The sequence below is a fragment of the Viridibacillus sp. NPDC093762 genome (genome assembly GCF_050279675.1).
Lineage (GTDB): Bacteria > Bacillota > Bacilli > Bacillales_A > Planococcaceae > Viridibacillus.
On the sequence record NZ_JBNNUK010000006.1, the window covers coordinates 107,694 to 132,248 of the forward strand.

Below are 24,555 nucleotides of genomic sequence, written 5' to 3' on the forward strand. Positions count from 1 at the left end.
ATGATTAACTATGACAAAAGAAAAACAACAATCCATACCGTTTGTTATTAAATTCATAGTAGGAATTATCGTTCTGATCTGTATATTTACAGTAGCTATGGTATTCGGTGCTGCAAATACTTCTGTAAGAGAAGTATGGCTAGCTATTACTTCAGACTCAGCGAGTGATACCATTACGATGATTCGAGAAATCCGTTTACCAAGAGAGGTCGGCGCCATTTTTGTTGGTGCCGCCCTTTCTGTTGCGGGTGCTATTATGCAAGGCATGACACGAAATCCATTAGCAGATCCAGGTTTACTTGGACTAACCGCTGGTGCAAATGCTGCTCTAGCCATCACCTTTGCTCTTCTACCCTCCACAAATTATTTTGGCATTATGATTGCATGTTTCATAGGTGCCGCAATTGGCGCTGTTTTAGTATTTGGAATTGGCATGTTAAAAAGAGGTGGATTTTCTCCACTGCGAATGGTGTTAGCTGGAACTGCAGTCTCTGCATTCCTTTATGCAATAGCTGACGGGGTAGCCTTATACTTTAAAATTTCACAAAATGTTTCTATGTGGACAGCTGGAGGCCTTGTGGGCACTTCATGGAGTCAGTTACAGCTAATTATTCCTATTATTATTGTAGGTCTAATTGTAGCTCTCCTTCTCTCAAGACAGCTCACTTTACTAAGTTTAAGTGAAGAAGTAGCAGTTGGCCTAGGACAAAATACAATGCGTGTAAAAATCATTTTATTTTTCATCATTATCATCTTAGTTGGAACATCAGTAGCACTTGTAGGGAATATGGCCTTCATCGGTTTAATGGTACCTCACATCGTGCGTGCCATTGTCGGTACGGATTATCGTCTCGTTATTCCCATGTCAGCAATTACAGGGGCTTCCTTTATGCTGTTAGCTGATACAGTTGGACGCACAATTAACGCACCTTATGAAACGCCTATCGCTGCTATTATTGCTGTTTTAGGACTACCGTTCTTTTTAATCATTGTTCGTAGAGGGGGCAAAGTATTCTCATGATTGCACCTTATTTGATTAGAAGACAACGATTAATCATATTGATACTATGCGTATTAATTATAGCAACATTTATTATCAGTTTAGGAATGGGTGCATCTTCTGTTTCATTTGACCGTATCATTCCAACCATTCTCGGTAACGGTACTTTCAAAGAAGAGTTCGTGCTCTTCTCAATACGCTTACCTCGTATTCTTATAACAGTTTTAGCAGGTATGGCGCTTGCCCTATCTGGTTCTATCTTACAAAGCATTACACGTAATGATTTAGCTGATCCAGGAATTATCGGGATTAATGCTGGTGCCGGAGTTGGCGTAGCTATTTTCTTTTTATTTTTCCCTGTTGATGTTGGATCTTTTATATATGTCTTACCGGCAGTCGCCTTTTTAGGTGCTTTGTTAACGGCTATATTGATATATGCATTTTCTTATAGTAAAAAAGAAGGTCTACAACCAGTACGCTTAGTTTTGGTCGGTATTGGATTTTCAATGGCGCTTTCAGGCGTGATGATTGTTCTAATCTCATCAGCTGAACGTACAAAGGTGGATTTTATCGCCAAATGGCTTGCGGGTAATATTTGGGGAACTGACTGGCCTTTTGTTTGGGCAATTTTGCCTTGGCTTGCTATATTAATCCCTTTCACACTATTTAAGGCGAATAAGCTAAACTTATTAAACTTGAGTGAACCTGTCGCTATAGGAGTGGGCGTTTCGCTAGAGAAGGAAAGGATTGTTTTACTTTTAACTGCTGTAGCTTTAGCTGCTTCTGCAGTTTCAGTGACGGGTGGTATTGCCTTCATTGGTCTTTTGTCGCCTCACATTGCGAAAGCATTAGTAGGACCGAGAAATCAGTTATTCATACCAGTAGCTATTTTAACTGGCGGTTGGCTGTTACTACTTGCGGATACTATAGGGCGTAATATTATAAGCTTCAGTAGCATTCCAGCAGGTATTATCGTATCTCTTATTGGTGCGCCATACTTCATATACCTGTTATTTAAAAAATAGACTTTAACCTCTCATTTAAGAGAGGTTTTTTCATTATCATATTCCATTCAACTTCACTGTCTGTATGATTTTGAGCTGCGAACAACTTAACTATTTAAGAGTATTAAAGCAAAATAAATATTAGGATCAACGCGAAAATAATTTGGAATAGACCAATCCCACCTGCATAGGCAGATAATTCCCACCCATGCTGTGTTAAATCTTTTATATTAACACTCATACCAATACCTGCAAGCGCTATAATTTCCAAATAGTTCCCAAAAACTTTGATAGGATGTGTAATTGATGCTGGAAATAGTAAAATGCTATTGATAATACATAGTAATAAAAAACCAGCAACATACCAAGGTACAATTGAACCCATGCTGAATTTTTCTTTAGCAGCTTCTTGAACTTCCTGATTTGCCATCTTTACGCGTTTTAGAACAAACACAACCAGCGCTAAGAAAATAATTCTGCTGATTTTAAAAATTTCTGCCTGATCTTTCACTGCTTCACCAACTATGCTCCCACTAGCAACTACTTGCCCTACCGATTGCAATGTCCCACCGATTAGAGCAGAAGATGGCAAAACATTATTATGAAAAACGGTACTCGTGATAACGGGTAAAAAAATCATCAAAACCGTACCCAATAAATTTACAATTGTTATGGATACAGCCATATCAGACGTTTTCGCATTGATAGCTGGCGCAGTTGAAGCAATTGCAGAAGACCCGCAAACTGCATTACCGCTTGCCATCAATAAGCGAAAGTCCTCACCAAAACTTAATTTTTTTCCCAACCAAATGACAAAAACAATTGTCCCAGCCATTTGAATAAGAATAAAAGAGATACCTGTTAACCCAATATTAAATAAAGAATTAAATGTCAGCGTTGCACCCAATAAAATAATTGAATAGTATAGTAGATTACTTTCTGAAAACTTTATTCCTGGCCTTAACATCGAGTTAGACCCAAACTTCAAATTACCAACCAAAATACCTATTAAAATAGCAAATAACCCACTGCCTAAACTTGGAAAGAAACGACCAAATACCATTCCAATAAAGGCAATAATAATACAAGTTATCAATCCAGGTAGCACATTTATTATTTTCTTCATTTTTTTAACCCCATTTATTTTGTTTGTACCTAAACTTTACTGGAGAATTAATAATCAGTAAAATACAGATAAGTAATTATGACTATTAGTATTTCTAATAAGGAGGAATTTAATGTATTACGATGCTTTAAAGACATTCGTTGCTTTAGCGGAAATAAAAAACTTCACGAAAACAGCTGAATACCTCCATATTTCTCAACCTAGCGTTAGTTTACACATAAAAAATTTAGAAACTGAGTTTAATACACAGTTGTTTTTACGCTCACCTAAATCGCTGAAAATTACCCCATCTGGTGAAATTCTCTATGACCGCGCTAAACAAATGTTAGCCATTTATGATCAGACTAAATCGGATATTCTAACACTTCAAAATGAAATTAAAGGAAAACTGCTGATTGGCGCAAGCTTTACCATTGGCGAATACGTACTACCTTCATTACTCGTTACTTTACAGCAAAAATACCCTGAACTTGACCTGGAAGTAATAATAGGAAATACCGATGAAGTTGTCGAAGCTGTTCAATTGTTGAAGGTAGATATCGGCTTGATTGAAGGTAAAACAACCAATAAAGAGTTAATTGTAGAACCTTTTATGGAAGACGAGTTATTGTTAGTCGCCTCACCTTCGCATGTACTTGCCCAAAAAGAAAGCGTAACAATTCAAGATTTACATAATCACACATGGCTAACTCGAGAAGAAGGATCAGGTACACGTAATTACTTACTTCATGTACTAGAATCTAATAGTATTAATATTAAATCGCTTATCTCCATTAGCAGCAATCAAGGGTTAAAAGAATTTATGACACAAGGAATTGATGGGCTTACACTACTATCAAAGAGTGTTATTAAACATGAATTAAAAAGAGGGACACTCGCTGTTATCCCATTAGAAGACCGTATATTTAAACGGAGTTTTTCCTATGTATATTCACCTATTATGGGGAGTAAAAAGAATACCTCCATGTTCATAAAAGCAATCAACAATAAGTGGCCTATATAAAAAGCCGTTTCTTACATCAAACGAATGATGTAGAGAACGGCTTTCTTATTCAATACCCTTATTGTTTAAACGTGCGTTTTAGAAATGCCTTTGTGCGCTCATTTTGTGGATGATTAAAAATTTGCTCTGGTGAACCTTCTTCCACTATGACCCCTTTATCCATGAAAACGACACGATCTGAAACCTCACGTGCAAATTCCATTTCATGTGTCACGATTAACATCGTAAGACCTGTACCTGCTAATTCCTTCATAACCTTTAAAACTTCTCCAACCATCTCTGGGTCAAGCGCAGATGTTGGTTCATCAAAAAGTAAGACATCTGGTTCCATAGACAGCGCTCTAGCAATAGCAACACGTTGCTTTTGACCACCTGATAATTGGTGTGGCTTTGCATTGACATAACGATCCAATCCTACAACCTTCAAGTACTTCATAGCAACATTCTCAGCGTCACTTTTAGAGCGTTTTAAAACCTTTGTTTGACCTACAATACAATTTGTTAATACATTCAGGTTATTAAATAAATTGAATGATTGGAATACCATACCAAGTTTTGTACGATAATTATTAATATTATGGTTGTTATCTAGAATATTTTCACCTTGATAAATAATCAGTCCTCCACTTGGTCTTTCTAATAAGTTAATACAACGTAGAAGCGTAGATTTCCCCGATCCTGAGGAGCCAATGACACAGACAACCTCCCCTTTGTTTACAGAGAAATCAATGTCTTTAAGAACTTCATTTGTGCCAAAGGATTTGCTTAAATGTTGTATCTCGATTACATTTTTCATAAGTCTATCTCCTTTGCTCACAATCATGCTTTTCCACCTTCTACTTGAGCTAAATCATCAAGCATTTGATAGTTTTGTGGACCATCTAATCGTTTTTCAAAGTAACGTAAAATACGTGTAATCGCAATCGTCATGATTAAATATAAAACACACGCTACAAAGAACGATTCGAAGTAACGGAAGTTGTTTCCTGCAATCGATTTTGTTTGGAAATATAACTCAGTTACACTAATGACATTCAATACAGATGAATCCTTAATATTAATAACAAATTGGTTACCTGTTGCTGGTAAAATGTTGCGCGCAACTTGTGGTAGCACTACATGAATCATTGCTTGCCAATGACTCATACCAATCGCTTGTGTCGCTTCAAATTGACCTTTATCAACAGCTGTGATACCGCCACGTACAATTTCAGCCATATACGCGCCTGTGTTAATAGAAATAACTAAAACTGCTGCAAATGTACGATTCATATCTATATCAAACGCTTGAGCAGAACCATAAAAGATTACCATTGCTTGTACAATCATTGGTGTTCCTCGGAAAATTTCCACATAGATTGCTAATATTACATTAATAAACTTCAGGAATAATCTCTTTATACCTCGCTCTGGCTTTGGTATCGTATTTATAACACCAATTAATAATCCGATAATAGCACCAAAAATTGTACCAAAAACAGCAACTAATAATGTCATCCATGCCCCTCGAAGGAACATTTCCCAGTTTTCAGTCACTATGCTTATAATCCAATCAATACTCATTCTGTTCCTCCTTCAAAAGCAATAATACCGACTGCTTTATATGCAGCCGGTATCCGACATACATTATTTTGCAGCTGGTTGGTTTTTAATCGCTGAATCCATGATTTCCGTACGTTCTTCTTCGGAGATACCTTTTAAAATTTCATTTATTTTATCTTTTAATTCGCTCCCTTTTTGAATACCAACAGCAACTGATGTATCTTCTTCTGATGCCTTAAAACTATCTGTAAATTCAACCATTGCAAATTTGTCATTTGCAGTAGAAGAACTGATACCTTCTGGACGTTCAGATAAATAACCATCAATAACACCGGATTCTAATGCTACACGCATTGAAGGGAAATTATCCATTGCCGTTTGTTTTTTTACACCTTTAATTTGGTCTAATACTGCATATTGTGTTGTATTCAACTGAGCAGTAATTTTTGCACCACTAAAATCTTGAATAGATGTAGCTTTTTCGTATTTGCTGCCTTTTTTAACGACCATTACAAATTCAGATTTGTAGTAGTTATCCGAGAAATCAATTGTCTTTTTTCGCTTTGCAATTGGCGACATACCTGCCATAATTGCATCAATTTTACCAGAAGTTAATGATGGTACTAGACCGTCCCACTCTGTTTTTACAATCACTAATTCTTTACCTAATGCATCTGCCACACGTTTAGCAATTTCAACATCATAACCACCTGCGTATTCAGAGTTACCGTCAATTTTCACACCGCCTTTTGAATCGCCTTTTTGTGTCCAGTTAAACGGAGGGTATCCCGCTTCCATACCCACTTTGAATATTTCCTTTTTTGTTTCCCCTTTAGTAGATTCACCTGATCCTGAATCCGTTTCCTTATCCCCACAACCTGCTAGTAGTAAAATCGATAATAGCATCATGCTTGAAAGAAATAACCATGTTTTTTTCATAATATGTCTCCCCCTTAGTTAATATCCACATTCTTCTTCAAGATACTAAAAAAGGCTAATATACGTATAAAAAATGCGGCCCAAGATGAACTTAGGTCGCTTTGTATATTAGCCCAAACACCCTACTTTACCCTAAATGAGATAGCACAACTCAATAAACTGGGAGGTTTATTGAGACAGTCCTGCAGCTATTAACTACAGACCCAGCATGTAATAACGAGTATTTTACAAACTTCGGCGACATCTCCTTCTCCATAGCTTCATAGTTTCTCAAGCTCCACTATAGACTAATAGATATCGCGCCTCTACCTCAACTATTAGAAAGTGAGGTTGTATTCAATTATCATTGTTCACAGTCTACAGTACCGAACTTTCACTGTCAACGAAAATTTAGTTGAATATTCAGAATACTTATCATTACAACTAATTTTTAGCCTCTAACAATATCTGATTCAGTGTACGTAACTTCACCTGTTGCAGCATTAATCTTATCAATCACACCATTTTCAGAAAGGGCGTTAATAGAGTAATTTAAGCTATAAATGGTCATTTCATCATCTTCATCTATAGCTTCAAAACGTGAAAGTTTCATCTGCAAACTCTGTTTATATATAGCATCCGCTTCTTCCAATGTAATCATTGGTGTAGTATTAATACCTCGAATAGCCTCCATATTTAATGCGCTATACAGACATGAACGAATAATTCCTGTATGTATACCTACCTCAATTAGGACAGAGTATTTGTCTAATTTGTATTCACGGAAAAATGGGATAAAAGTAAACATAGTCGTTGGCTCATCTTCATGTTCGTCTGCATGCTCGTCTTCATCATATTCATCCACATTGAAGAAATCCTCATCTGTATCGTCATCAAATTCTTCTGTATCATCATTCGAAACAGATTGTTCTTCTAGCATGTATTTATGGTGTATATCACCAGAAATAATCTCTAAAAATTGCATTGCATTATCTTTCAATTGCTCAAAAGGTAACTCAGTCTTTGCTTCTGTATCCCATTCCACGTTAGATTCATAGTTAGCGCCCGCATCATCAAAATGTAGCACTTCGATTACAGCTTCTGCATCTTCACCTTTGTCATCTAACTCTTCCGAAACATACCAATATAAATTACCCTCTTCTTCACGTAGTACATATTGATCAGTTGCACCTAATAACTTTGGCAATGCCTTTGTCACTTGAACAGGTGTAACAGCAAATTGTTCAAGCTGTGATTCACTGAACAACTGACTTGCTTTTTGAACCTCCCCATCAACAGTAACACCTATATAATCTCGAATGGGTTGATAAACTAATTCAAATTCCCCTTGCTCTTCATTTTCTTCGATTCCTAATTCTACTAATGTTTCTTTACATAAAATTTCTCTTGCTTCATCTTCTGTTACTTCTACTTTTGGATATGTAAGTTGATAATACTCTTGGAATACAGTAGCCGCTGTAATAGTACCGTATGAATTGATCTCTATAACTGCACCAGAATTAGGTAAAGAAAGTTTTAGTTTTTTATCTATAGCCTCATAAACTACTAAATATTCACCTTCGCCAATCTCAGAGAAATTACTAAATTGTACTACTTCACGGCCGAAATCCTTCACAAAGGACTCTGTAATATGTAAAATTTCATCCATCCCAAGTTCTTCTAGACTTTCTAACTCTACATCGTTATTTTCTACTAATTTGTCAAAATCAATATTGATGTTTGTTAGCTCTTTATCTTCCGTTACTTCAATATAACCGTAATTGACATCATTTCGTGCATCCAGTACTTCAATACTATCTTCCATTGTTTCATCTTCATTGATCACAATGGAAGGCTGCCCAATTAAATATTTCTTCAATTTCATTTCTATCTCTATCATACGATGCTCCCTTTCAAGAAATGTATTATTGTTACTATAATATTAACTTCTTAAACAGTGAATTACTATCAAATAGGACATAATATAAAAAAATTAACTACAAATAACGTCATATTTCTAATTTAACAGAAAAAAAAACCAAAAAAAGAAAAAAGACCAGTCTTTTGCAAGTCTTTTTTCCTGTCATTATCCAATTAAAACTAAATTAACCCTTACATATAATCTTTATGCGATAACACTCTAATAAGTATATATCCCTACATAAGTTATATTAAATTTATCGTTTTAGCCTTTTACTACGTCCTTGATACTCAAATATATATCTAAAAAATGCTCTTAGTATTTTGGGTCATCTAACGCTTGATAGTCTTGTTGATATTTACCGCCATCAGCAACTTCTGCATGATATAAAGCCTTCAAGGCATAGTTTTTCTCAAGATCTAAGGACTTTTTCAACTCTTTAAATTTTGTATGCAATTCTTTGTTTTCATTTATTAATTGTTGCATCTGTGATTTAATGTATTTCAAAGATTTTCATCTCCTTTCAGATGGTTAATCTATTTAATCAGTATACCACTAATCGTAATGCTTTTTAATGTCCATAATTTGCTTAAATTAAAACAATGATTATGAATTTCTAAGAACAGAAATAATTATAAGTTGAATTGGCTGAAATTTTTTCAAAGTAATCATCAGTGACGGAACACAGATTATACTACATACAATATTACTAAAAAGCTTTTAATAAATATGACTATAAACAGCGATTTACAAACTACTCTATGAAACTTCGATGTATATTTCATCAAGATTTCCTAATGCTACTCTTAATAAATATCATCGTTTGAAATTAAAGTATTCTCTCCCTTAAGAATCCCTAACATGCGACGCTGTTTTTTAATTTTCCTACAAGATTTTTATATGAGTATTTCTTAAATTTCTACAGAAAAAAATGTAAATACTTATTATCTTTTGACATAAGACTAAAAATGATGTAAATTACTAAAAGGCGAACGTTTTTTAAATAACGATAATTATTATTCGGTTTTAGGAGTGTGTTTTATGGAAAATGTATTTGATTACGAAGATATTCAATTGGTTCCAGCAAAATGTATAGTAAATAGTAGATCTGAATGTGACACATCAGTTACTTTAGGTGAACATACATTCAAATTACCGGTAGTACCTGCAAATATGCAAACAATTATTGACGAAAAAGTAGCCATTCAATTAGCTGAAGATGGATACTTCTATATAATGCATCGTTTTGAACCACAAAAACGTGCAGATTTCACTAAAGATATGCACGCTCGCGGATTAATCGCTTCAATTAGCGTAGGTGTAAAAGAAGAAGAGTATGCATTCATCGAAGAACTAGCAGCAGATAAGATAATTCCTGAATTCATCACAATTGATATTGCACACGGTCATTCAAATGCTGTAATCAATATGATTCAACATATTAAAAAACACTTACCTACTAGCTTTGTAATTGCTGGTAATGTTGGTACACCAGAAGCCGTAAGAGAATTAGAAAATGCTGGCGCTAATGCTACTAAAGTGGGTATTGGACCTGGTAAAGTATGTATTACAAAAATTAAAACTGGTTTTGGTACAGGTGGCTGGCAATTAGCGGCTCTACGCTGGTGTGCAAAAGCTGCTACTAAACCGATTATTGCAGACGGAGGTATCCGAACTAATGGTGATATCGCTAAATCCGTACGCTTCGGTGCTTCAATGGTCATGATCGGTTCATTATTTGCTGGACACGAAGAATCTCCAGGTAAAACTATCGAAAAAGACGGTAAACTTCTTAAAGAATACTTTGGTTCAGCTTCTGAATTCCAAAAAGGTGAGAAGAAAAACGTAGAAGGTAAAAAACTGTATGTTGAACATAAGGGCGCTCTAAAAGATACCCTTACTGAAATGCAACAAGACCTTCAATCATCTATCTCTTATGCTGGCGGCAAAAAACTTGACGCTATCCGTACAGTAGATTATGTTGTCGTTAAAAACTCTATCTTTAATGGCGATAAAACATACTAAGAACCTGAACACATTAAAAACCGCCAAAAATTTTTTGGCGGTTTTTTTTATTTATCTATATTTAATTACTTTCTACGATTTCAACAAATTTTGTAGAAGCTGGTGATAGAGGCACACTTTTCAAAAAGCATACGCCTATACTCCTTTTTGGGATGTCTTCCATTAAAGGAACTTCATATAAAATTCCTTTATTTAAATACTCTTTAGAAAATTCTTTTGTTACACATGCTATTCCCAAATTTATTTTTGCAAACTCTAATAATAAATCATGTGAACCCAGTTCAAATTCTGGAGAGATCTTAACACCCTTTGTCATCAGATAATCATCTACATATTTCCTCGAGACAGATTGTCGCTCAAGTAATATTAGTGGCAAATCTACTATAGAAGCAAAGCTAAGTGGCTCCGTAATGGTCTTCATATATTGTTCTCCACAAACGAATATATCTTGAACATCTATACAAGGTTTAAGCTCTAATGTTGGATCATCAATAGGGAAATTACAGAAGGCAATATCAACTTCTCCCGATTTTAAAAATGTACAAAGCTCCATTGTCGTACCATTTATTATTTTAAATTTAATATTTGGGTACTGATTATGAAAGGCTTCTAAATAAGGAAGTAAAAAATACTTTGAAATTGTATCACCCACACCTATTTTCAATTCACCAGTAGTTAAATCTTTAAATTCTAAAAGCTTTTCTTCTCCAACACGAAGTAAGTTAATAGCTGAATTTGCATATTCGAACAACAAGCTACCTTCGTATGTTAATGAGACCCCTTTAGGCGTTCTATTAAATAGGCGGATATCTAGTTCTATTTCTAATTGTTTAATAGCCTGACTAACAGCTGGCTGTGTCATATATAGATCATTTGCGGCTTTTGAAAAGCTTGAGCTTTTCCCCACTTTACAAAACACTTTATATAAATCTAATTTACTCACCATATAACTTCACCTTATACCTATCATTTGATATATTAATTTTACTTATACCATTATTTTGAGGTATATTACAAGTTGTGAGATTTTAAAAAAAGATAGTAAACAATTTAGCAATGAGGAGCGATTATTTTGGAAAGAGTAGTTGGCACAGTTGTAAGAGGTCTTCGTGGACCAATCATCAATCAAGGCGATAGCATCGAAGATATCGTTGTAGAAAGCGTATTAAAAGCATCGAAAGTTGAAGGCTTTAATATTCAAGATAAAGATATCGTAACAGTAACAGAATCAATCGTTGCCCGCGCTCAAGGTAACTACGCTACAATCGATCACATCGCAAAAGATGTTAGTGCAAAATTCGGAGATGACACTGTAGGCGTTATCTTCCCTATCTTAAGCCGTAACCGCTTTGCCATCTGTCTTCGTGGTATTGCAAAAGGTGTTAAAAGAGTTGTTTTAATGCTTAGCTACCCATCAGATGAAGTAGGTAACCACTTAGTTGACCTTGATACACTTGATGAAAAAGGTGTTAACCCATGGACAGACGTTTTAACTGAAAAACAATTCCGCGAATTATTTGGACATAATAAACACACTTTCACTGGAGTTGACTATATCGATTACTACAAATCATTAGTCGAAGAATACGGTGTTGAATGTGAAGTAATCTTCTCGAACAATCCAAAAACAATCTTAGAATATACTAAGAGTGTATTAACTTGTGATATCCATACAAGATTTAGAACAAAGAGAATTTTAGAAGCTAACGGTGGAGAAAAAATCTATAGCCTTGATAACATCCTAGCTGAATCAATTGATGGTAGTGGCTTCAACGAAAGTTACGGTCTACTAGGATCAAATAAATCAACAGAAAACAGTGTGAAGCTTTTCCCACGTAATTGCCAACCTGTTGTAGATAAAATTCAAGAAATGCTGAAAGAAAAAACAGGCAAAAATGTTGAAGTTATGATTTATGGTGATGGCGCATTCAAAGATCCAGTAGGGAAAATTTGGGAGCTTGCTGACCCAGTTGTATCACCTGCTTACACAGCTGGTCTTAATGGCACACCGAATGAAATCAAATTAAAATATCTTGCTGATAATAACTTTGCTGATTTAAGAGGAGAAGAACTTCAAAAAGCTATCTCTGAATACATTGATAATAAAGGAACTGACCTTGTAGGCGCTATGGAAGCACAAGGTACTACACCTCGCCAACTAACTGATTTAATCGGTTCTTTATCTGATTTAACATCAGGTAGTGGTGACAAAGGTACTCCAATGATCTTTATCCAAGGTTACTTTGATAACTATACTAAATAAGATATAAATATGATGAGTGAAGCTATAAGAACTTTAATCAGTACTCTCATCAAAACAAGAGCGAATAGGCAATTGTCTATTCGCTCTTTTTATTGATCTATATCCCATAAGCTGTCGTAATTCTTTTCTCACTAGTTTTTTCATGCTGAAGTAGCCATTCCTTTCTCCACAAGCCCCCTGCATAACCTGTTAATTTACCGTTTGATCCAATAATTCGATGACATGGAATAACGATACTTAATTTATTTTTTCCATTTGCATTCCCTACCGCTCTAATGGCCTTCTCATTTCCAATTGAAACGGCAATATCCTTATAAGACACTGTTTTTCCGTATGGAATATTCAATAACGCGTTCCACACAATTTTTTGAAAGTCTGTCCCTTCATGTTTAATAGAAAAAGTAAATTCAAAACGCTCCCCTTTAAAATATTCATCAAGTTGGGTATAGCAATTTTCTAAAACCATTGGCGTTTCTTCTTGTTTATTATTTACGGCTCTGTCCTGTTCAGAAAACATAATAGAGCTAATTGCTTCATCTGTACCCGTTATTTCGATCACTCCAATTGGAGATTCATAATCTTTTTTATATACCTTACTCATATAAAGACCTCCATAGATAAAAGGTTGCGTATGCTTGTAGCCCTCCCCAATTTGCTGATAGCTCTTTGATCTCCTCTATCGTTGGCTTACGTCCAAGGCCTAAATGAATTTTTAATGCGTTATGGAGACCGACATCTGTTATTGGAAAGGCAGAAGGATGATGTAAGCATTTCATCATCACATAGTCAGCCGACCAAGCCCCTACTCCTCTAATATTCATTAACGACTTTTGAATTTGTTGATAATCCTGAAGCCCAAGTAACAATTCCTTTGTTAATTCACCATTTACCATCATCTTAGCGACACCAATAACATATTCAGCCTTCCTAACTGAAAATTGCAGTTCCCGTAAATCATTCACATTTTTAGTTGCTATCTTTTCATAGGTCGGGAATATCCAATAGGTATCTCCTTTAAATGTAAGACTTTCACCATAAGTTTCAACAAAGCGTTTCTTTAATATGTAAGCAAATGTTAAATTTATTTGCTGACCAATAATTGCCCATGATAATGCTTCAAATAAGTCTGGAATACACATTATCCTTAAGCCATAATATTTTCGAGCAACCCCCTGTAACACCTTGTCCTGCTTTGCTACATCATAAAATACATGAAGATTTGCGTCCAAATCAAACCATTCACATATATACGCTGTCAATTCTTCACGAATTCCTTTCGAGGGTGGAGTGATTGGAAAATCAACTAGAATAATATTTTGGTTGCATCCAATCCTACACAAAATTAACTCTTGTTTTACTTTTATTAGTTTATATAAATATCCATCTCTTATTTGATGCAATACTTCTTGGTTAGACCTACTTAAGAACAATAAACACTCTTTGAAATTGAATTCTTCAGGGGGATAAATTTCTATATATGATTGATGATCAATCCAATTCATTTTCACAACTCCTTACCCTTCAAGGGTACGATATTCACTAGGGGAATAATTCGTCAAACGACGAAATGACTTATAAAAATTGGAAGGGCTTTGAAATCCAACTTCATAGCAAATCTCTAGATTCGTGTGATTAGTATTTTTAAGAAGATGCATCGCCTTATCAATTCGAATTTTTTCTAAATAAGTACGCGGAGTTTCTGAAGTTTCCTGTTTAAATAGGCGATCAAGATGATATGGGCTTATGCCGACATAATCAGCAACATCCTGTAATGCTACCTTTTGTTTATAGTGATTGACTAAATAGCTAGTTACATTTCTTACAAGCCCGATATGTGGGGAATGTTCAACTTCTGGCTGACATCTCTTACAAGCCCGGAACCCAGATTTTTCAACTTCAATTATGTCATAGTAGAATTCCACATTTATTTTCTTGGGCTTCCTTGATTTACATGAAGGACGACAATAGATCTTTGTTGTTTTTACTGCTGTAAAAAATAGTCCATCGTATGTTCGATCACACGCAATAATCTTTTCCCACATTTCTTCAAAAGAGAGATTAATATTTTTCACCTTTAATTTCTCCGTTCTCTCAATTTAATCTTCATATAAAATTGAAGTATCCTTTAACTCGAGCATTTGTGTCGCATTGATTCCTAAAAAAGCAAATACTTTATCCGATAAAGCAATTCCAAAGCTAATACGTTCCACACCTATATCCTTTGAATCCGGCTTTTTCAAGTATCAATGCAGATAAGAGATCCCAAGCATTTCCCCAAAATAACGGTTCCTCGGACGAATGAAGTTCATTGAATTCCTGAATTGTTGTCATTTTATTTCCTCCTAAAGTGTATTGAATCTCATTTTAACAAGGCATACACATTCAATTCGTCCTCATTCTTGCTCTTATGGTCTAGAAACCAAAAAAGGGAAATCATTGATAACTTCTCCTTAACGCTATAGAACAATATATATTCATATAATCTCTTTAAATATGTAATAGATAACTATCTCGCGGACTACCTAATGGCCCTAAGCTGATAATTAAAATAACGTCTTATGTCCTAACCAATCATCTATATCCACGCTACCTTGAACGGCTAATAATCTGTATAAATATCGGTAAGGCATTCTACATTTTGCTAAGTCGGGAATATCCATTACCCTTTCATAACCCTTTTTAAAAGCTTGGCCTGATTTTACATCTAGCACATATTCTAATGCGATAAAATCTAACTCTCTAGGAGCTATAACATATGCTTCAGTATCGACAAGACCAGTGATTTCTCTACCGTCTGATAAAAACTGTGTTGGATCCATATCAACTAGCACAAACGTAGAATATTCAGGTATAGGTAATCCATTGATTAAATTATTTATTTTAGGGAGCATACTTTTTATTTTTTCTTCTTTATAGTAAAATCTAGAAACTAATTCATTTACTGTATCCATTAAATGTTGATTAAATTCTCTCAGACTTACTTGATAACTTCCTGATGGATTACCCACAAAATTTTCTTTATACCGATGAATTTTAGCCAAATCTTCTCCAAAACTTTGCAAAACTGAAGATGGCCAATCAGTAAATGACTCGACAATTTGTCCTTTTAGTTTTTCTACAACAACAAATTCTTTTTTTAGAATCCTCCCTTTATCTATAACTCTTGGTATCGGTATTGAAGTAAGCTTACTCAATGTATTATTTACGTGTTCTAATTCATAAACTTGCCTTGGATCAATTCCAAATAACTTTTTGCATCCCCACCAAAATTCATTATTAGGTTCTTCTTTCATTTTAGAGGAACGTACAACTACTTCTTGATTATCTGTTTTTACCAACCATACATCACTAGAGTGGTCTTCATAACCAGGGCTTAATTCCAGCATCTCTTTAATTGGCTCTTTAAACAAAAATTGTAAATCCATAAAATCTTCCTACTTTCAGAATGTATACTTTACTACTATATTTTTCTATAACCGCTTCAAGTTCTCCTTTATATTTTCCCCTAAAAAATCACAAGATAAAAACTCTTGTTTTGTAAAACTTTTCAAACACATGAGATATTACTTAAAAAAAGAACTTTTCTACCGTGTAAAAGACTTATATTAATGTGCAATTTGTGCGATTTAAAATATTGAAAAAATTAGAAGGCTTGGATTTACAAAAATAGGTAATAAAATGTGCGCTTGTAAGATACTATAGGGGGTAAACAATTTAAATCGTAAATTTATATTTTTTTCCCTTTTTGAATAAAAATAAGGGGGTGCAATCATGTCTAATTTAAATAATCTAACCGAATTTGAAGAACTTAACATAGAATTTCAGCGAAAAGTATCAGTTAAATGGAATAAACGTTTAGATCAGCTTGTTACTAGATCACTGAATGAAAGATCTGCCGTTTATGCAAAGTAAAAACTTAGAGAAACAGGTATTTACAGAATGATTGTTATAAAATGCTTTGACATACATACTTCAATAAAGGAATTGAAGGGGGATAAGCGAGTATTGAAATCAAATGATAATAAAAAATACTCTTTCCAAACTCATGTTATAAAGAAAGGTATTAGCTATGGCACATGCCTATCTATGATTATTTCTTATACTGCGTATCATTCCATAGGGTGGGCTGTCATACACGGGTGTTTTAGCTGGTTTTACGTGATCTATTACTTAATCAAATATTCGCCTGGTTTATTTTAGAAAGTAGAAAAGACCTCTAGCACGTTCTAGAAGTCTTTCTTTAGTATTAATCAATGATTGTTTAATATCTGCCTCATAGCAATTTATAAACGGGTTCATCTTGCTCTAAAGGAATTGTCACAAAAAATGTAGTTTGTTCACCTAGTTGGCTTTGCACTGAAACACTGCCATTATGCATGTCTATAATTTTTTGCACTATAGAAAGTCCTAGGCCACTGCCCCCGTTTGATACTGCTCTCGATTTATCGGCTTTAAAGAAACGTTCAAATATATGTTTTTGATCTTCTTCTGTCATTCCTATCCCAGTATCAGTAATAGAAATAGTGGCCGTATCATTTTGTTTGAATAAACGAATATAAATTGTTCCTCCATTTGGGGTGAATTTTATACTATTGCTAATTAAATTCATCCATACTTGATTCATCAAATCTTCATCAGCAAAGACTGTAACATTTTCCAAATCGATTTCCATTTCAATATTTTTAAATATCCATCTCGGTTCACAAGATAAAACCACATTACGTAGTTGTTTATCTAATCGAAATTGTTTTGGTTCAAATGGATGATGTTGTGATTCTAATGAAGTTAATTTTAGTAAATTATCACTGATTTTCGATAATCGATGACTTTCCATCTCAATAATTTCTAAATAGTGCTGCCTTTTTTCATCAGTCAAATTAATATTTTTCAAAGCTTTAGCGAAACCATTAATCGATGTTAATGGCGATTGAATTTCATGAGAAACATTGGATATAAACTCTTGACGCATTTTCTCCATTTCGCCTAATTCAATTGCCATATGATTGATACCGCTAATAAGTTGTCCAAAATGATCTTCGTCATCATCTGATTTTAAGTCTAATTTGACGCTAAAATCCCCTTTCGCAATTCGTCCTATAGCATCAACTACCGTATCCCAATAACTCCGCTGCCTTCTAAATCCAAATAAAAAGAGAATTGCAGCAGTACATGCAAAAAGAATAAATACACCTATTACAGTATAAAATTGTTGCCAAAAACCTTGGGGATGTTTGCCAAGCGAATCATATATCAGTGAGGTCACGTGATAAGAAATAAATGCAAAGAGCGTATTAGTTAAAAGAAAAAGTATAAACATACTCAATACTTTCAACAAAATTATCCATTTCTTCATGCCCCTAACTCCAATCGATAACCGAGCCCCCGAATCGTCCGTATTGTGAATTCACTTTTATCTTCTGGGAATCGCTCTCGAAGTCTTTTAATATGCACATCTACCGTACGGTCATCACCTTCATAGTCATATCCCCAAATTCCCTCTATTAACTGTTCTCTTGAGAATGTCTTCCCAGGATAACTTGCTAATGTAAATAATAATTCAAATTCCTTTAATCGAAGCGTAATATTTTCTCCTCTATACATTAGCTCATACGTTTCTCGATTCATCCAAACATTTCCCACTTCCACTGTTTGAGATAAAGAAATATGGTAACGCTTTAGGATAGATTTAACTCGAACAATTAATTCTGCTGGCTCAAATGGTTTTACAAGATAATCATCTGTACCCAGATTAAATCCTTTTACTTTTTGAGCGGTTTCCCCTTTTGCAGTCAGCATTAGAATAGGCAAGTCGTTGTTTAACCTTCGTATTTCTCGGCATAATTCCCATCCATCCATATTTGGCATCATTATATCCATAATGACCATATCAACTTTTTCCGATTCTAGCTTGGACAGTGCATCAACACCGTCCACAGCTTCAAGTATACTTAGTCCTTCATTTTGTAAAAACACACTTACTAATTCTCTAATATGTTCATCATCATCCACAACTAACAATCTTGTCATGACAACAAATCCCTTCATACTTACTCTTGAATACGTAATTGTTGTTTAGCAAATTCCTTGTACATCTCATGTGATTGGAATAACGCATTATGCGTCCCGCTCCCCGTAATATGACCCTTCTCAATAAATATAATATTGTCGGCATCGACAACGGTAGAAAGACGGTGTGCAATAACCAGTGTCGTTCGGCCTTTCATCAAATTGTCTAATGCTTTTTGAACATAAATTTCCGATTTACTATCAAGACTAGAAGTAGCTTCATCAAGCATTAAAATTTGGGGATCACGTAATAGTGCTCTAGCAATTGCAATCCGTTGTCGCTGCCCACCTGAAAGTTTGATTCCTCGTTCTCCTACCTCGGTATCAAACTTATCTGGAAGTGCTTGAATAAATTGATCGGCATACGCCATTTTTACGACTTTTTCAAGTTCTGTATCTGTAACTTCTTTTTCTATTCCATAACAAATGTTATCGCGTATTGTTCCGGATATAAGTGCACTTTCCTGAGCAACATACCCAATTTTACATCTCCAAGAATGTAAAGAAAATGTATCAATAGGTGTATCCCCCAATGTTATACTTCCCTTTGTAGGTTGATAATACCGTTCTAAGAGAGAAAATGTAGTAGTCTTTCCCCCTCCACTAGGACCAACAATAGCCGTTACTTTACCAGGTTCAATTGTGAAATTAATATCAGATAAAATCGCTTCATTTCCATATGCAAAGTCCACATGATTGACATGAATAGGTTCTTTCACTAGATCTAACTCTTTCCCTTCATAGATAACTTCCTCATCATGTTCAAGTACTGCACTAATACGTTCTGTTGCTCCCATTGCTTTTTGTAATTCCGTAAAGAACATCGTCAATTGCGTCATCGGTATAATAATTTGAATTAAATATAAAATAAATGCAACCATATCACCAGCCGTTAATGCACCAGAAGAGACCCGTACCCCCCCGTACCCAATAACTGCCACAAGCACAATCATAAGGATGAAAGAAATTAATGGTGAAATCAGTGCGTGTATTTTAGCTTCTTTTAAACCAAAATTGAAAAGATTTGTAATGCCTTTTTTTCCACGCTCATATTCTATGTTTTCTGCATTTGAAGCTTTTACTAAACGTGATTCTGGTAATACTTGATTTAACACAGCAGTAAATTTTGCCGTTTCATCTTGCATTCCTTTTGAAATTACATACATTTTCTTACCTAGCAACATTAATATCAACATTGCAATTGGAACAGCAACAAGCATTACTAACGTCATTTTCCAATCTAAGAATAGCAAAATCGTAACAGAACCGATTATCGCTATAATGCCAGATAGAGAGTTAGCAAGATGTTCTGTAATAAGTTCCTTCACAACAGCAGTATCATTCGTTACACGGCTCAGTGTCTCCCCAGTATCATTCTTATCATAATAAGGTATTGGTAGGTGAAGTAGTTTTTTCCACAAGCGATCTCTCAATTTTGCTACTACATGATGACCAACCCTGTTTAACAAATAAATCGAGAGCCCGCTTGCTATTGCTTGGGCAATAAAAGCAATTACTAATACTATTATTTGCCAATAGTTAAGTGAATCGAGTGAAAAACCATCCACTAATTTTTTTGTAAATAACGGTACGACAAAGCCTACACCTGTTGTCGCAAAACTCATACAAAGTGCAATGATTAGCAAAAGCTTAGGCGGTTCGGTTTGTTTAATTAACTGAACAAATTGTCGCCAACCCTTTAATTTATTTTCTTTTATTTCTTCTTTCATTGTTCATATTCCTCCTTATATCTTCCCATACAACGTTTAGTAAACTTATAATTGTTACTTTAGCATTTCTTTGTGAACTCACTATGAAGTGAATGCAGGCAGAGAGTATTTTTGAAGTTGAGCTCCTTATTAATTTTACTATAGATGGAATCTCTTAGTATGTAAGCGCAGATTAATATAACTAGAGAAGTGTAACCGAGATACAAAGGAGATGTAAGAGCTGCGAAATTATAGTACCTCCATCTTCATAAATAGATTTAAATATGAAAAAGAGAAGAAATATCATCAAAGGTGGATGATATTTCTTCCCTTCATATTAATCCGATTCAATTGTCCTACTATTTTAAAATATCTACCTTTAAATCAAGGCTTACTTTATCACTTAGAGCACAATAGTGGAAAATCACTTCATTAAGATATAGCTTATCTATCCTTTTTATCTACCACAACATGCTCAAATTTTTCCCCGGATAAATTAATATCAAAAGCTTGACCAAATCCGACAACATAGCGACCTTCTTTTGGTGTAAGTTCAAATAAAGATAGATCTAATCCTCGTAAAACGCCCATCATTGGTGCACCGTGATTCTTTTCAAACTTAGCAAAAATTTCTTCATGACCATCATTTCCTACATTCTCTGCAACACATTGGAAGCGAACTCGCTCACGTGCAAATAAGTTTGGAGAATCTTGTTCATCTGTAATCATCATAATACTGATTAAATTATTATCTTCAATAAATTTATAATGGTCCGTTATGATGCTTATATAAATATAAATCTTCCCATCATGCTGAACATACGGTGCATAACTAGTGAATGGGTTACCATCGTTATCTAAGCTACTAATGACAACTGTCTTACACTTATCGATAAACTGTAAATATTGTTCCTTCTTTTTAGTGATATCGATTTGTTTTACCATTTGTTTTCCTCCTATTATTGAGCACTTACTTTAGAGATTCCTAATAAGTTTATACGTGGTTTTCCATGCTGAAAATGTGAATCAATTTCACATTCCACTCCATAAACGTTACGAATCATTTCTTGAGTCATTACTTCTTCTGGCGTACCGTATTTTACGACTATTCCCTTGGAAATAACGCATATTTTATCACTATAAATACTCGCCTGATTTAAATCATGTAGTACCATTACAACCGTCATGCCTAATTCACGATTAACGGTATGAACTAATTCTAACAATTGAAGTTGATGAGCAATATCTAAGTAAGTTGTAGGTTCATCAAGCATCAAAATTTTCGGTCTCTGAGCTAACGACATGGCAATCCAAGCCCTCTGCGCTTCTCCACCTGAAAGTGAAGCCACTAATCTATCTTTCAAAGGTGTTAATCCTGTTTTTTCAATGGCCCATTCAACTATGCTTAAATCCTCATCACTCGTACGTTCATACCATTTCTTATGGGGTATACGTCCATACTTCACTAGTTCTTCAACTGTAATATCTGAAGGTGGCTCATTTGATTGAAATAAAACACTCATCATTTGTGAAATTGATTTTGTACCTAATGACTGCAAGTCTCTACCGTCTAAAAAAACTTTTTCTTTTTGCACTGGAATCAATCTAGACATCGCTTTTAAAGCTGTAGATTTCCCTGAACCATTCGGACCTATAATCGAAACGATTTCGCCTTTTTCTACGTTTATTTCAAAATTATCTAATATTTTTTTCTGATCATAGCTAATATCCAATAATTGAGCTTTTAGCATCTTAAATGTCACCCGCTCTCATTAAATATAAAAAGTAAGGTCCGCCCACCATTGCCATGACGATACCTGCTGGAATATCTAAAGGTGAGAATAGGGAACGTCCAATTGTATCTGCAACTAGCAGAACCACAGCCCCTAATACCATACTCATAGGCAATAGAAGACGATAATTTGAACCGACTATTAATCTAGACATATGTGGCACAATGAGTCCTACAAAACCTAACAGCCCTACGATCGATACAGAAATAGCTGCCAAATATACTGCCACTAGGGATAGTACGATTCGGATTCTGTTTGTATTTTCGCCTAAGTTTACAGCTACATTTTCGCCTAAGTTCAAAATGTTAGCTGAACGAATACAAAATAATGCGGCAATCCAACCAATAATAGAATATGGGAAAAGAATACTTACATCTCCCATTCCTTTCGCTGATAAACTACCATTCATCCACTGTAAAGCCGAAGGAAGACGATCACTATAAAGAATCGAAAGTAACCCTGTTATTCCACCAAATACTGCATTTACTGCTACTCCTGATAGAATAATTCGAACAGGTGAAATACCATTCTTCTTCCACGCTAATGCATAAACGAGCGTAACAGCTATCAACCCACCTACTACTGCCGCAAGAGGAATCCACTTACCGAATTCAGGGAATAACAATAAGATAAATAAAACTGTCACGGCAGCACCACTTGATACCCCCGTTAAACCTGGATCTGCAAGGGGGTTTCTCATTACCGCTTGCAATAATGCACCTGATATAGCTAAGTTTATGCCTACTATAGCAGCAATAAGGACTCTAGGTATTCGTAAATCCCAGACGATTGTTTCTGACAACGATTCACCAGAACCGAATATTGTTCTTATCGTTTCCATAGGTGACAGTTGCACACTTCCAATACCAATCGACAAAATCATAAAAATGATTAGTAGAACAGCAGTTATACCTATGCTAAATTTTCTCTTCGGTTTCACTTTCATTACGCCCAACCCTCATCCTAAGTCATATTACTTATATAAAATTTCGTTTAACTGCTCTAATCCTGTTGTTGCTTTTTCAATTGAAGCATAACCGAATACTTCATAGTCAAGGGCTTGAACGCGATCTTCTTTAAAGGCTTGTAACTTCTCCCAAGCGCCATTCTTCTTCACTTCTGCTTTAAACTGTTCTAATGCTGCTGTTGGATCACCGTGTGAAACAAGAAGGATTGCATCTGGATTTGAGGCAACTACATCTTCCATATTCATCGGTACATATGCTTCTGTTGATTTTAACGTTTCATTAACTATATTCGTAGCGCCTAACTTCTTCACTAAACTACCAACATATGTTTTTTCACTCATTAACATAAATGACTCTCCTGAACCAAATAACACCATTACTTTAGATGAGTCTTTACCTTTCACATCTTCTAATACTGCTGTTTCTTTCTCTTCTAATTGTGAAAGATACGTTTTTGCTGCATCTTCCTTATGTAAAACTTTCCCCATTACTTCAAGAGAAATTTTTAGATCTTCATAAGAATCTGTTGGAATATATGCAGTTGCTACTTTACTGTTTTTTATCTTCTTTTCTAAACTGTCTTTAATCGATTCCGGTCCGATTAAGATGTCAGGTTTAAGGCTTACCACTTTCTCTACATCTGGCTCCATAGGAGAACCGATTTGCTCAATCTTATCGAATCCCTCAGGTAATTTGTGTGTTGAAGTTGGTATCCCTACTGGTTTTACATCTAAAATTTTCATCATTTCTAAAATCGAGACAGATGTTGTGACGATTGATGTCGGTTGTTCTGCTGGAAATTGTTTTACTAATTTCTCTACTTTTGCTATATGTTCACTAGATACTTTGTTATCACTTTTAGATTTTGCAGCATCACTATCTTGATTAGCGACAACTTTTTCTTTTGCCGTTTCTGGTTCTGCTTTATCCTCTGCACATCCACCTAATACAAGTAGAGCAGATAAGAATGCAGCTCCATATAAACTTTTTTTCATTTTAAAAAATCCCCCATCTATTTTAATTGAAAATAATTATCATTATCAATTAGAAATATACCAGACAATGAAAATGTTTACAACTACTTTTTCAAATACTTTCGAAAGAATACTGTAAACCTAATTAACTTAAAATAACCAAAACATTCAGAATACAACAGGATTAAAAAAACCGCACTACTTAGAGTGCAGTTTTAGTGAAATATATGTTAATTTATCTAA

25 protein-coding genes, 1 pseudogene and 1 riboswitch are annotated in these 24,555 nt (G+C 34.8%); of the genes and pseudogenes, 6 read left to right on the forward strand and 20 right to left on the reverse strand.

Annotation, left to right across the window (positions count from 1 at the left end; all coding sequences use genetic code 11):
* The first annotated feature begins 10 nt into the window (after positions 1–10).
* Both ACQKM9_RS10045 and ACQKM9_RS10050 read left to right on the forward strand, forming a co-directional pair.
* Positions 11–1,021, forward strand: a complete 1,011-nt coding sequence (locus tag ACQKM9_RS10045; protein WP_427734227.1) for a FecCD family ABC transporter permease — start codon at positions 11–13, stop codon at positions 1,019–1,021.
* The gene (locus ACQKM9_RS10050) at positions 1,018–2,025 is read left to right on the forward strand and encodes a FecCD family ABC transporter permease (protein ID WP_427734228.1); all 1,008 of its coding nucleotides are present in this window, start codon (positions 1,018–1,020) and stop codon (positions 2,023–2,025) included. The genes ACQKM9_RS10045 and ACQKM9_RS10050 overlap by 4 nt, the downstream gene beginning before the upstream one ends.
* Before the next feature lie 103 nt (positions 2,026–2,128).
* Here the strand turns inward: ACQKM9_RS10050 and ACQKM9_RS10055 are convergent, their stop codons facing one another.
* Positions 2,129–3,130, reverse strand: a complete 1,002-nt coding sequence (locus tag ACQKM9_RS10055; protein WP_427734229.1) for a YeiH family protein — start codon at positions 3,128–3,130, stop codon at positions 2,129–2,131.
* A 112-nt stretch (positions 3,131–3,242) separates the two neighbouring features.
* On the opposite strand from ACQKM9_RS10055, the gene ACQKM9_RS10060 reads away from it, so the two are divergent.
* Positions 3,243–4,133 carry a LysR family transcriptional regulator gene (locus ACQKM9_RS10060; protein ID WP_427734230.1) on the forward strand — a complete coding sequence of 297 codons (891 nt, stop codon included), beginning with the start codon at positions 3,243–3,245 and terminating at the stop codon, positions 4,131–4,133.
* A gap of 58 nt (positions 4,134–4,191) precedes the next feature.
* Here the strand turns inward: ACQKM9_RS10060 and ACQKM9_RS10065 are convergent, their stop codons facing one another.
* From ACQKM9_RS10065 to ACQKM9_RS10085, 5 genes are all read right to left on the reverse strand, one after another.
* Entirely contained in the window at positions 4,192–4,929 is a 738-nt protein-coding gene (locus ACQKM9_RS10065; RefSeq protein ID WP_427734231.1) for an amino acid ABC transporter ATP-binding protein, read from the reverse strand.
* A 23-nt stretch (positions 4,930–4,952) separates the two neighbouring features.
* Positions 4,953–5,696: an amino acid ABC transporter permease gene (locus tag ACQKM9_RS10070; protein WP_427734232.1), complete on the reverse strand. Its 744-nt coding sequence runs from the start codon at positions 5,694–5,696 to the stop codon at positions 4,953–4,955.
* A gap of 63 nt (positions 5,697–5,759) precedes the next feature.
* Positions 5,760–6,614, reverse strand: a complete 855-nt coding sequence (locus ACQKM9_RS10075; protein WP_427734233.1) for a transporter substrate-binding domain-containing protein — start codon at positions 6,612–6,614, stop codon at positions 5,760–5,762.
* 134 nt (positions 6,615–6,748) lie between these two features.
* A riboswitch (Lysine riboswitch) is annotated at positions 6,749–6,930 on the reverse strand.
* A gap of 114 nt (positions 6,931–7,044) precedes the next feature.
* Positions 7,045–8,493 carry a hypothetical protein gene (locus ACQKM9_RS10080; RefSeq protein ID WP_427734234.1) on the reverse strand — a complete coding sequence of 483 codons (1,449 nt, stop codon included), beginning with the start codon at positions 8,491–8,493 and terminating at the stop codon, positions 7,045–7,047.
* A 336-nt stretch (positions 8,494–8,829) separates the two neighbouring features.
* Positions 8,830–9,021, reverse strand: a complete 192-nt coding sequence (locus tag ACQKM9_RS10085; RefSeq protein WP_038178903.1) for a hypothetical protein — start codon at positions 9,019–9,021, stop codon at positions 8,830–8,832.
* A 534-nt stretch (positions 9,022–9,555) separates the two neighbouring features.
* Here ACQKM9_RS10085 and guaC point away from each other — a divergent pair.
* Complete coding sequence (gene guaC, locus ACQKM9_RS10090; protein WP_427734235.1) at positions 9,556–10,539, forward strand: GMP reductase; 984 nt, start codon at positions 9,556–9,558, stop codon at positions 10,537–10,539.
* A gap of 61 nt (positions 10,540–10,600) precedes the next feature.
* Here guaC and ACQKM9_RS10095 read toward each other — a convergent pair whose 3' ends face one another.
* Positions 10,601–11,485 carry a LysR family transcriptional regulator gene (locus ACQKM9_RS10095; protein ID WP_427734236.1) on the reverse strand — a complete coding sequence of 295 codons (885 nt, stop codon included), beginning with the start codon at positions 11,483–11,485 and terminating at the stop codon, positions 10,601–10,603.
* A 126-nt stretch (positions 11,486–11,611) separates the two neighbouring features.
* Here ACQKM9_RS10095 and ACQKM9_RS10100 point away from each other — a divergent pair, with 126 nt between their 5' ends.
* Positions 11,612–12,802: a coenzyme F420-0:L-glutamate ligase gene (locus ACQKM9_RS10100; RefSeq protein ID WP_427734237.1), complete on the forward strand. Its 1,191-nt coding sequence runs from the start codon at positions 11,612–11,614 to the stop codon at positions 12,800–12,802.
* Between the two features lie 97 nt (positions 12,803–12,899).
* Here the strand turns inward: ACQKM9_RS10100 and ACQKM9_RS10105 are convergent, their stop codons facing one another.
* The 6 genes and pseudogenes from ACQKM9_RS10105 to ACQKM9_RS10130 all read right to left on the reverse strand — a co-directional run bounded on the left by ACQKM9_RS10105 (position 12,900) and on the right by ACQKM9_RS10130 (position 16,227).
* The gene (locus ACQKM9_RS10105; RefSeq protein ID WP_427734238.1) at positions 12,900–13,403 is read right to left on the reverse strand and encodes a methylated-DNA--[protein]-cysteine S-methyltransferase; all 504 of its coding nucleotides are present in this window, start codon (positions 13,401–13,403) and stop codon (positions 12,900–12,902) included.
* On the reverse strand, positions 13,396–14,304 hold the full coding sequence (locus ACQKM9_RS10110; RefSeq protein ID WP_427734239.1) for a DNA-3-methyladenine glycosylase 2: 909 nt from the start codon (positions 14,302–14,304) through the stop codon (positions 13,396–13,398). Before ACQKM9_RS10110 ends, ACQKM9_RS10105 begins: the two co-directional genes overlap by 8 nt.
* A gap of 12 nt (positions 14,305–14,316) precedes the next feature.
* Positions 14,317–14,844 carry a bifunctional transcriptional activator/DNA repair enzyme AdaA gene (locus ACQKM9_RS10115; RefSeq protein ID WP_427734309.1) on the reverse strand — a complete coding sequence of 176 codons (528 nt, stop codon included), beginning with the start codon at positions 14,842–14,844 and terminating at the stop codon, positions 14,317–14,319.
* Between the two features lie 54 nt (positions 14,845–14,898).
* On the reverse strand, positions 14,899–15,042 hold the full coding sequence (locus ACQKM9_RS10120) for a hypothetical protein (protein ID WP_427734240.1): 144 nt from the start codon (positions 15,040–15,042) through the stop codon (positions 14,899–14,901).
* Positions 15,023–15,133: pseudogene (locus tag ACQKM9_RS10125) on the reverse strand (isocitrate lyase/PEP mutase family protein); the annotation flags it as partial. The pseudogene ACQKM9_RS10125 and the gene ACQKM9_RS10120, both read right to left, overlap by 20 nt.
* Before the next feature lie 212 nt (positions 15,134–15,345).
* Positions 15,346–16,227 carry a phosphotransferase gene (locus tag ACQKM9_RS10130; RefSeq protein ID WP_427734241.1) on the reverse strand — a complete coding sequence of 294 codons (882 nt, stop codon included), beginning with the start codon at positions 16,225–16,227 and terminating at the stop codon, positions 15,346–15,348.
* A 346-nt stretch (positions 16,228–16,573) separates the two neighbouring features.
* Here ACQKM9_RS10130 and ACQKM9_RS10135 point away from each other — a divergent pair, with 346 nt between their 5' ends.
* Positions 16,574–16,714: a hypothetical protein gene (locus tag ACQKM9_RS10135; protein WP_427734242.1), complete on the forward strand. Its 141-nt coding sequence runs from the start codon at positions 16,574–16,576 to the stop codon at positions 16,712–16,714.
* A 361-nt stretch (positions 16,715–17,075) separates the two neighbouring features.
* Here the strand turns inward: ACQKM9_RS10135 and ACQKM9_RS10140 are convergent, their stop codons facing one another.
* From ACQKM9_RS10140 to ACQKM9_RS10170, 7 genes are all read right to left on the reverse strand, one after another.
* Entirely contained in the window at positions 17,076–18,155 is a 1,080-nt protein-coding gene (locus ACQKM9_RS10140) for a sensor histidine kinase (protein WP_427734243.1), read from the reverse strand.
* The gene (locus ACQKM9_RS10145; protein ID WP_427734244.1) at positions 18,152–18,829 is read right to left on the reverse strand and encodes a response regulator transcription factor; all 678 of its coding nucleotides are present in this window, start codon (positions 18,827–18,829) and stop codon (positions 18,152–18,154) included. The genes ACQKM9_RS10140 and ACQKM9_RS10145 overlap by 4 nt, the downstream gene beginning before the upstream one ends.
* 20 nt (positions 18,830–18,849) lie before the next feature.
* A complete protein-coding gene (locus ACQKM9_RS10150) occupies positions 18,850–20,598 on the reverse strand; it encodes an ABC transporter ATP-binding protein (RefSeq protein ID WP_427734245.1) in 1,749 nt (582 codons plus the stop codon).
* Positions 20,599–21,021: 423 nt separating this feature from the next.
* Positions 21,022–21,522, reverse strand: a complete 501-nt coding sequence (locus ACQKM9_RS10155) for a HugZ family protein (protein WP_427734246.1) — start codon at positions 21,520–21,522, stop codon at positions 21,022–21,024.
* Between the two features lie 14 nt (positions 21,523–21,536).
* Entirely contained in the window at positions 21,537–22,328 is a 792-nt protein-coding gene (locus ACQKM9_RS10160; RefSeq protein WP_427734247.1) for an ABC transporter ATP-binding protein, read from the reverse strand.
* 1 nt (position 22,329) lies between these two features.
* Positions 22,330–23,316, reverse strand: a complete 987-nt coding sequence (locus tag ACQKM9_RS10165; protein ID WP_427734248.1) for a FecCD family ABC transporter permease — start codon at positions 23,314–23,316, stop codon at positions 22,330–22,332.
* Between the two features lie 27 nt (positions 23,317–23,343).
* Positions 23,344–24,333: an ABC transporter substrate-binding protein gene (locus ACQKM9_RS10170; protein ID WP_427734249.1), complete on the reverse strand. Its 990-nt coding sequence runs from the start codon at positions 24,331–24,333 to the stop codon at positions 23,344–23,346.
* Between the last annotated feature and the right edge of the window lie 222 nt (positions 24,334–24,555).

Excerpts from the sequence above, each read along its gene's own strand:
- ACQKM9_RS10170 (WP_427734249.1), bottom strand. The coding sequence starts at position 24,333 with ATGAAAAAAAGTTTATATGGAGCTGCATTCTTATCTGCTCTACTTGTA.
- ACQKM9_RS10060 (WP_427734230.1), top strand. The coding sequence starts at position 3,243 with ATGTATTACGATGCTTTAAAGACATTCGTTGCTTTAGCGGAAATAAAA.
- ACQKM9_RS10045 (WP_427734227.1), top strand. The coding sequence starts at position 11 with ATGACAAAAGAAAAACAACAATCCATACCGTTTGTTATTAAATTCATA.
- ACQKM9_RS10165 (WP_427734248.1), bottom strand. The coding sequence starts at position 23,316 with ATGAAAGTGAAACCGAAGAGAAAATTTAGCATAGGTATAACTGCTGTT.
- ACQKM9_RS10130 (WP_427734241.1), bottom strand. The coding sequence starts at position 16,227 with ATGGATTTACAATTTTTGTTTAAAGAGCCAATTAAAGAGATGCTGGAA.
- ACQKM9_RS10095 (WP_427734236.1), bottom strand. The coding sequence starts at position 11,485 with ATGGTGAGTAAATTAGATTTATATAAAGTGTTTTGTAAAGTGGGGAAA.
- ACQKM9_RS10050 (WP_427734228.1), top strand. The coding sequence starts at position 1,018 with ATGATTGCACCTTATTTGATTAGAAGACAACGATTAATCATATTGATA.
- guaC (WP_427734235.1), top strand. The coding sequence starts at position 9,556 with ATGGAAAATGTATTTGATTACGAAGATATTCAATTGGTTCCAGCAAAA.
- ACQKM9_RS10075 (WP_427734233.1), bottom strand. The coding sequence starts at position 6,614 with ATGAAAAAAACATGGTTATTTCTTTCAAGCATGATGCTATTATCGATT.
- ACQKM9_RS10055 (WP_427734229.1), bottom strand. The coding sequence starts at position 3,130 with ATGAAGAAAATAATAAATGTGCTACCTGGATTGATAACTTGTATTATT.
- ACQKM9_RS10140 (WP_427734243.1), bottom strand. The coding sequence starts at position 18,155 with ATGAAGAAATGGATAATTTTGTTGAAAGTATTGAGTATGTTTATACTT.
- ACQKM9_RS10065 (WP_427734231.1), bottom strand. The coding sequence starts at position 4,929 with ATGAAAAATGTAATCGAGATACAACATTTAAGCAAATCCTTTGGCACA.
- ACQKM9_RS10150 (WP_427734245.1), bottom strand. The coding sequence starts at position 20,598 with ATGAAAGAAGAAATAAAAGAAAATAAATTAAAGGGTTGGCGACAATTT.
- ACQKM9_RS10145 (WP_427734244.1), bottom strand. The coding sequence starts at position 18,829 with ATGACAAGATTGTTAGTTGTGGATGATGATGAACATATTAGAGAATTA.
- ACQKM9_RS10105 (WP_427734238.1), bottom strand. The coding sequence starts at position 13,403 with ATGAGTAAGGTATATAAAAAAGATTATGAATCTCCAATTGGAGTGATC.
- ACQKM9_RS10080 (WP_427734234.1), bottom strand. The coding sequence starts at position 8,493 with ATGATAGAGATAGAAATGAAATTGAAGAAATATTTAATTGGGCAGCCT.
- ACQKM9_RS10115 (WP_427734309.1), bottom strand. The coding sequence starts at position 14,844 with ATGTGGGAAAAGATTATTGCGTGTGATCGAACATACGATGGACTATTT.
- ACQKM9_RS10155 (WP_427734246.1), bottom strand. The coding sequence starts at position 21,522 with ATGGTAAAACAAATCGATATCACTAAAAAGAAGGAACAATATTTACAG.
- ACQKM9_RS10135 (WP_427734242.1), top strand. The coding sequence starts at position 16,574 with ATGTCTAATTTAAATAATCTAACCGAATTTGAAGAACTTAACATAGAA.
- ACQKM9_RS10160 (WP_427734247.1), bottom strand. The coding sequence starts at position 22,328 with ATGCTAAAAGCTCAATTATTGGATATTAGCTATGATCAGAAAAAAATA.
- ACQKM9_RS10110 (WP_427734239.1), bottom strand. The coding sequence starts at position 14,304 with ATGAATTGGATTGATCATCAATCATATATAGAAATTTATCCCCCTGAA.
- ACQKM9_RS10070 (WP_427734232.1), bottom strand. The coding sequence starts at position 5,696 with ATGAGTATTGATTGGATTATAAGCATAGTGACTGAAAACTGGGAAATG.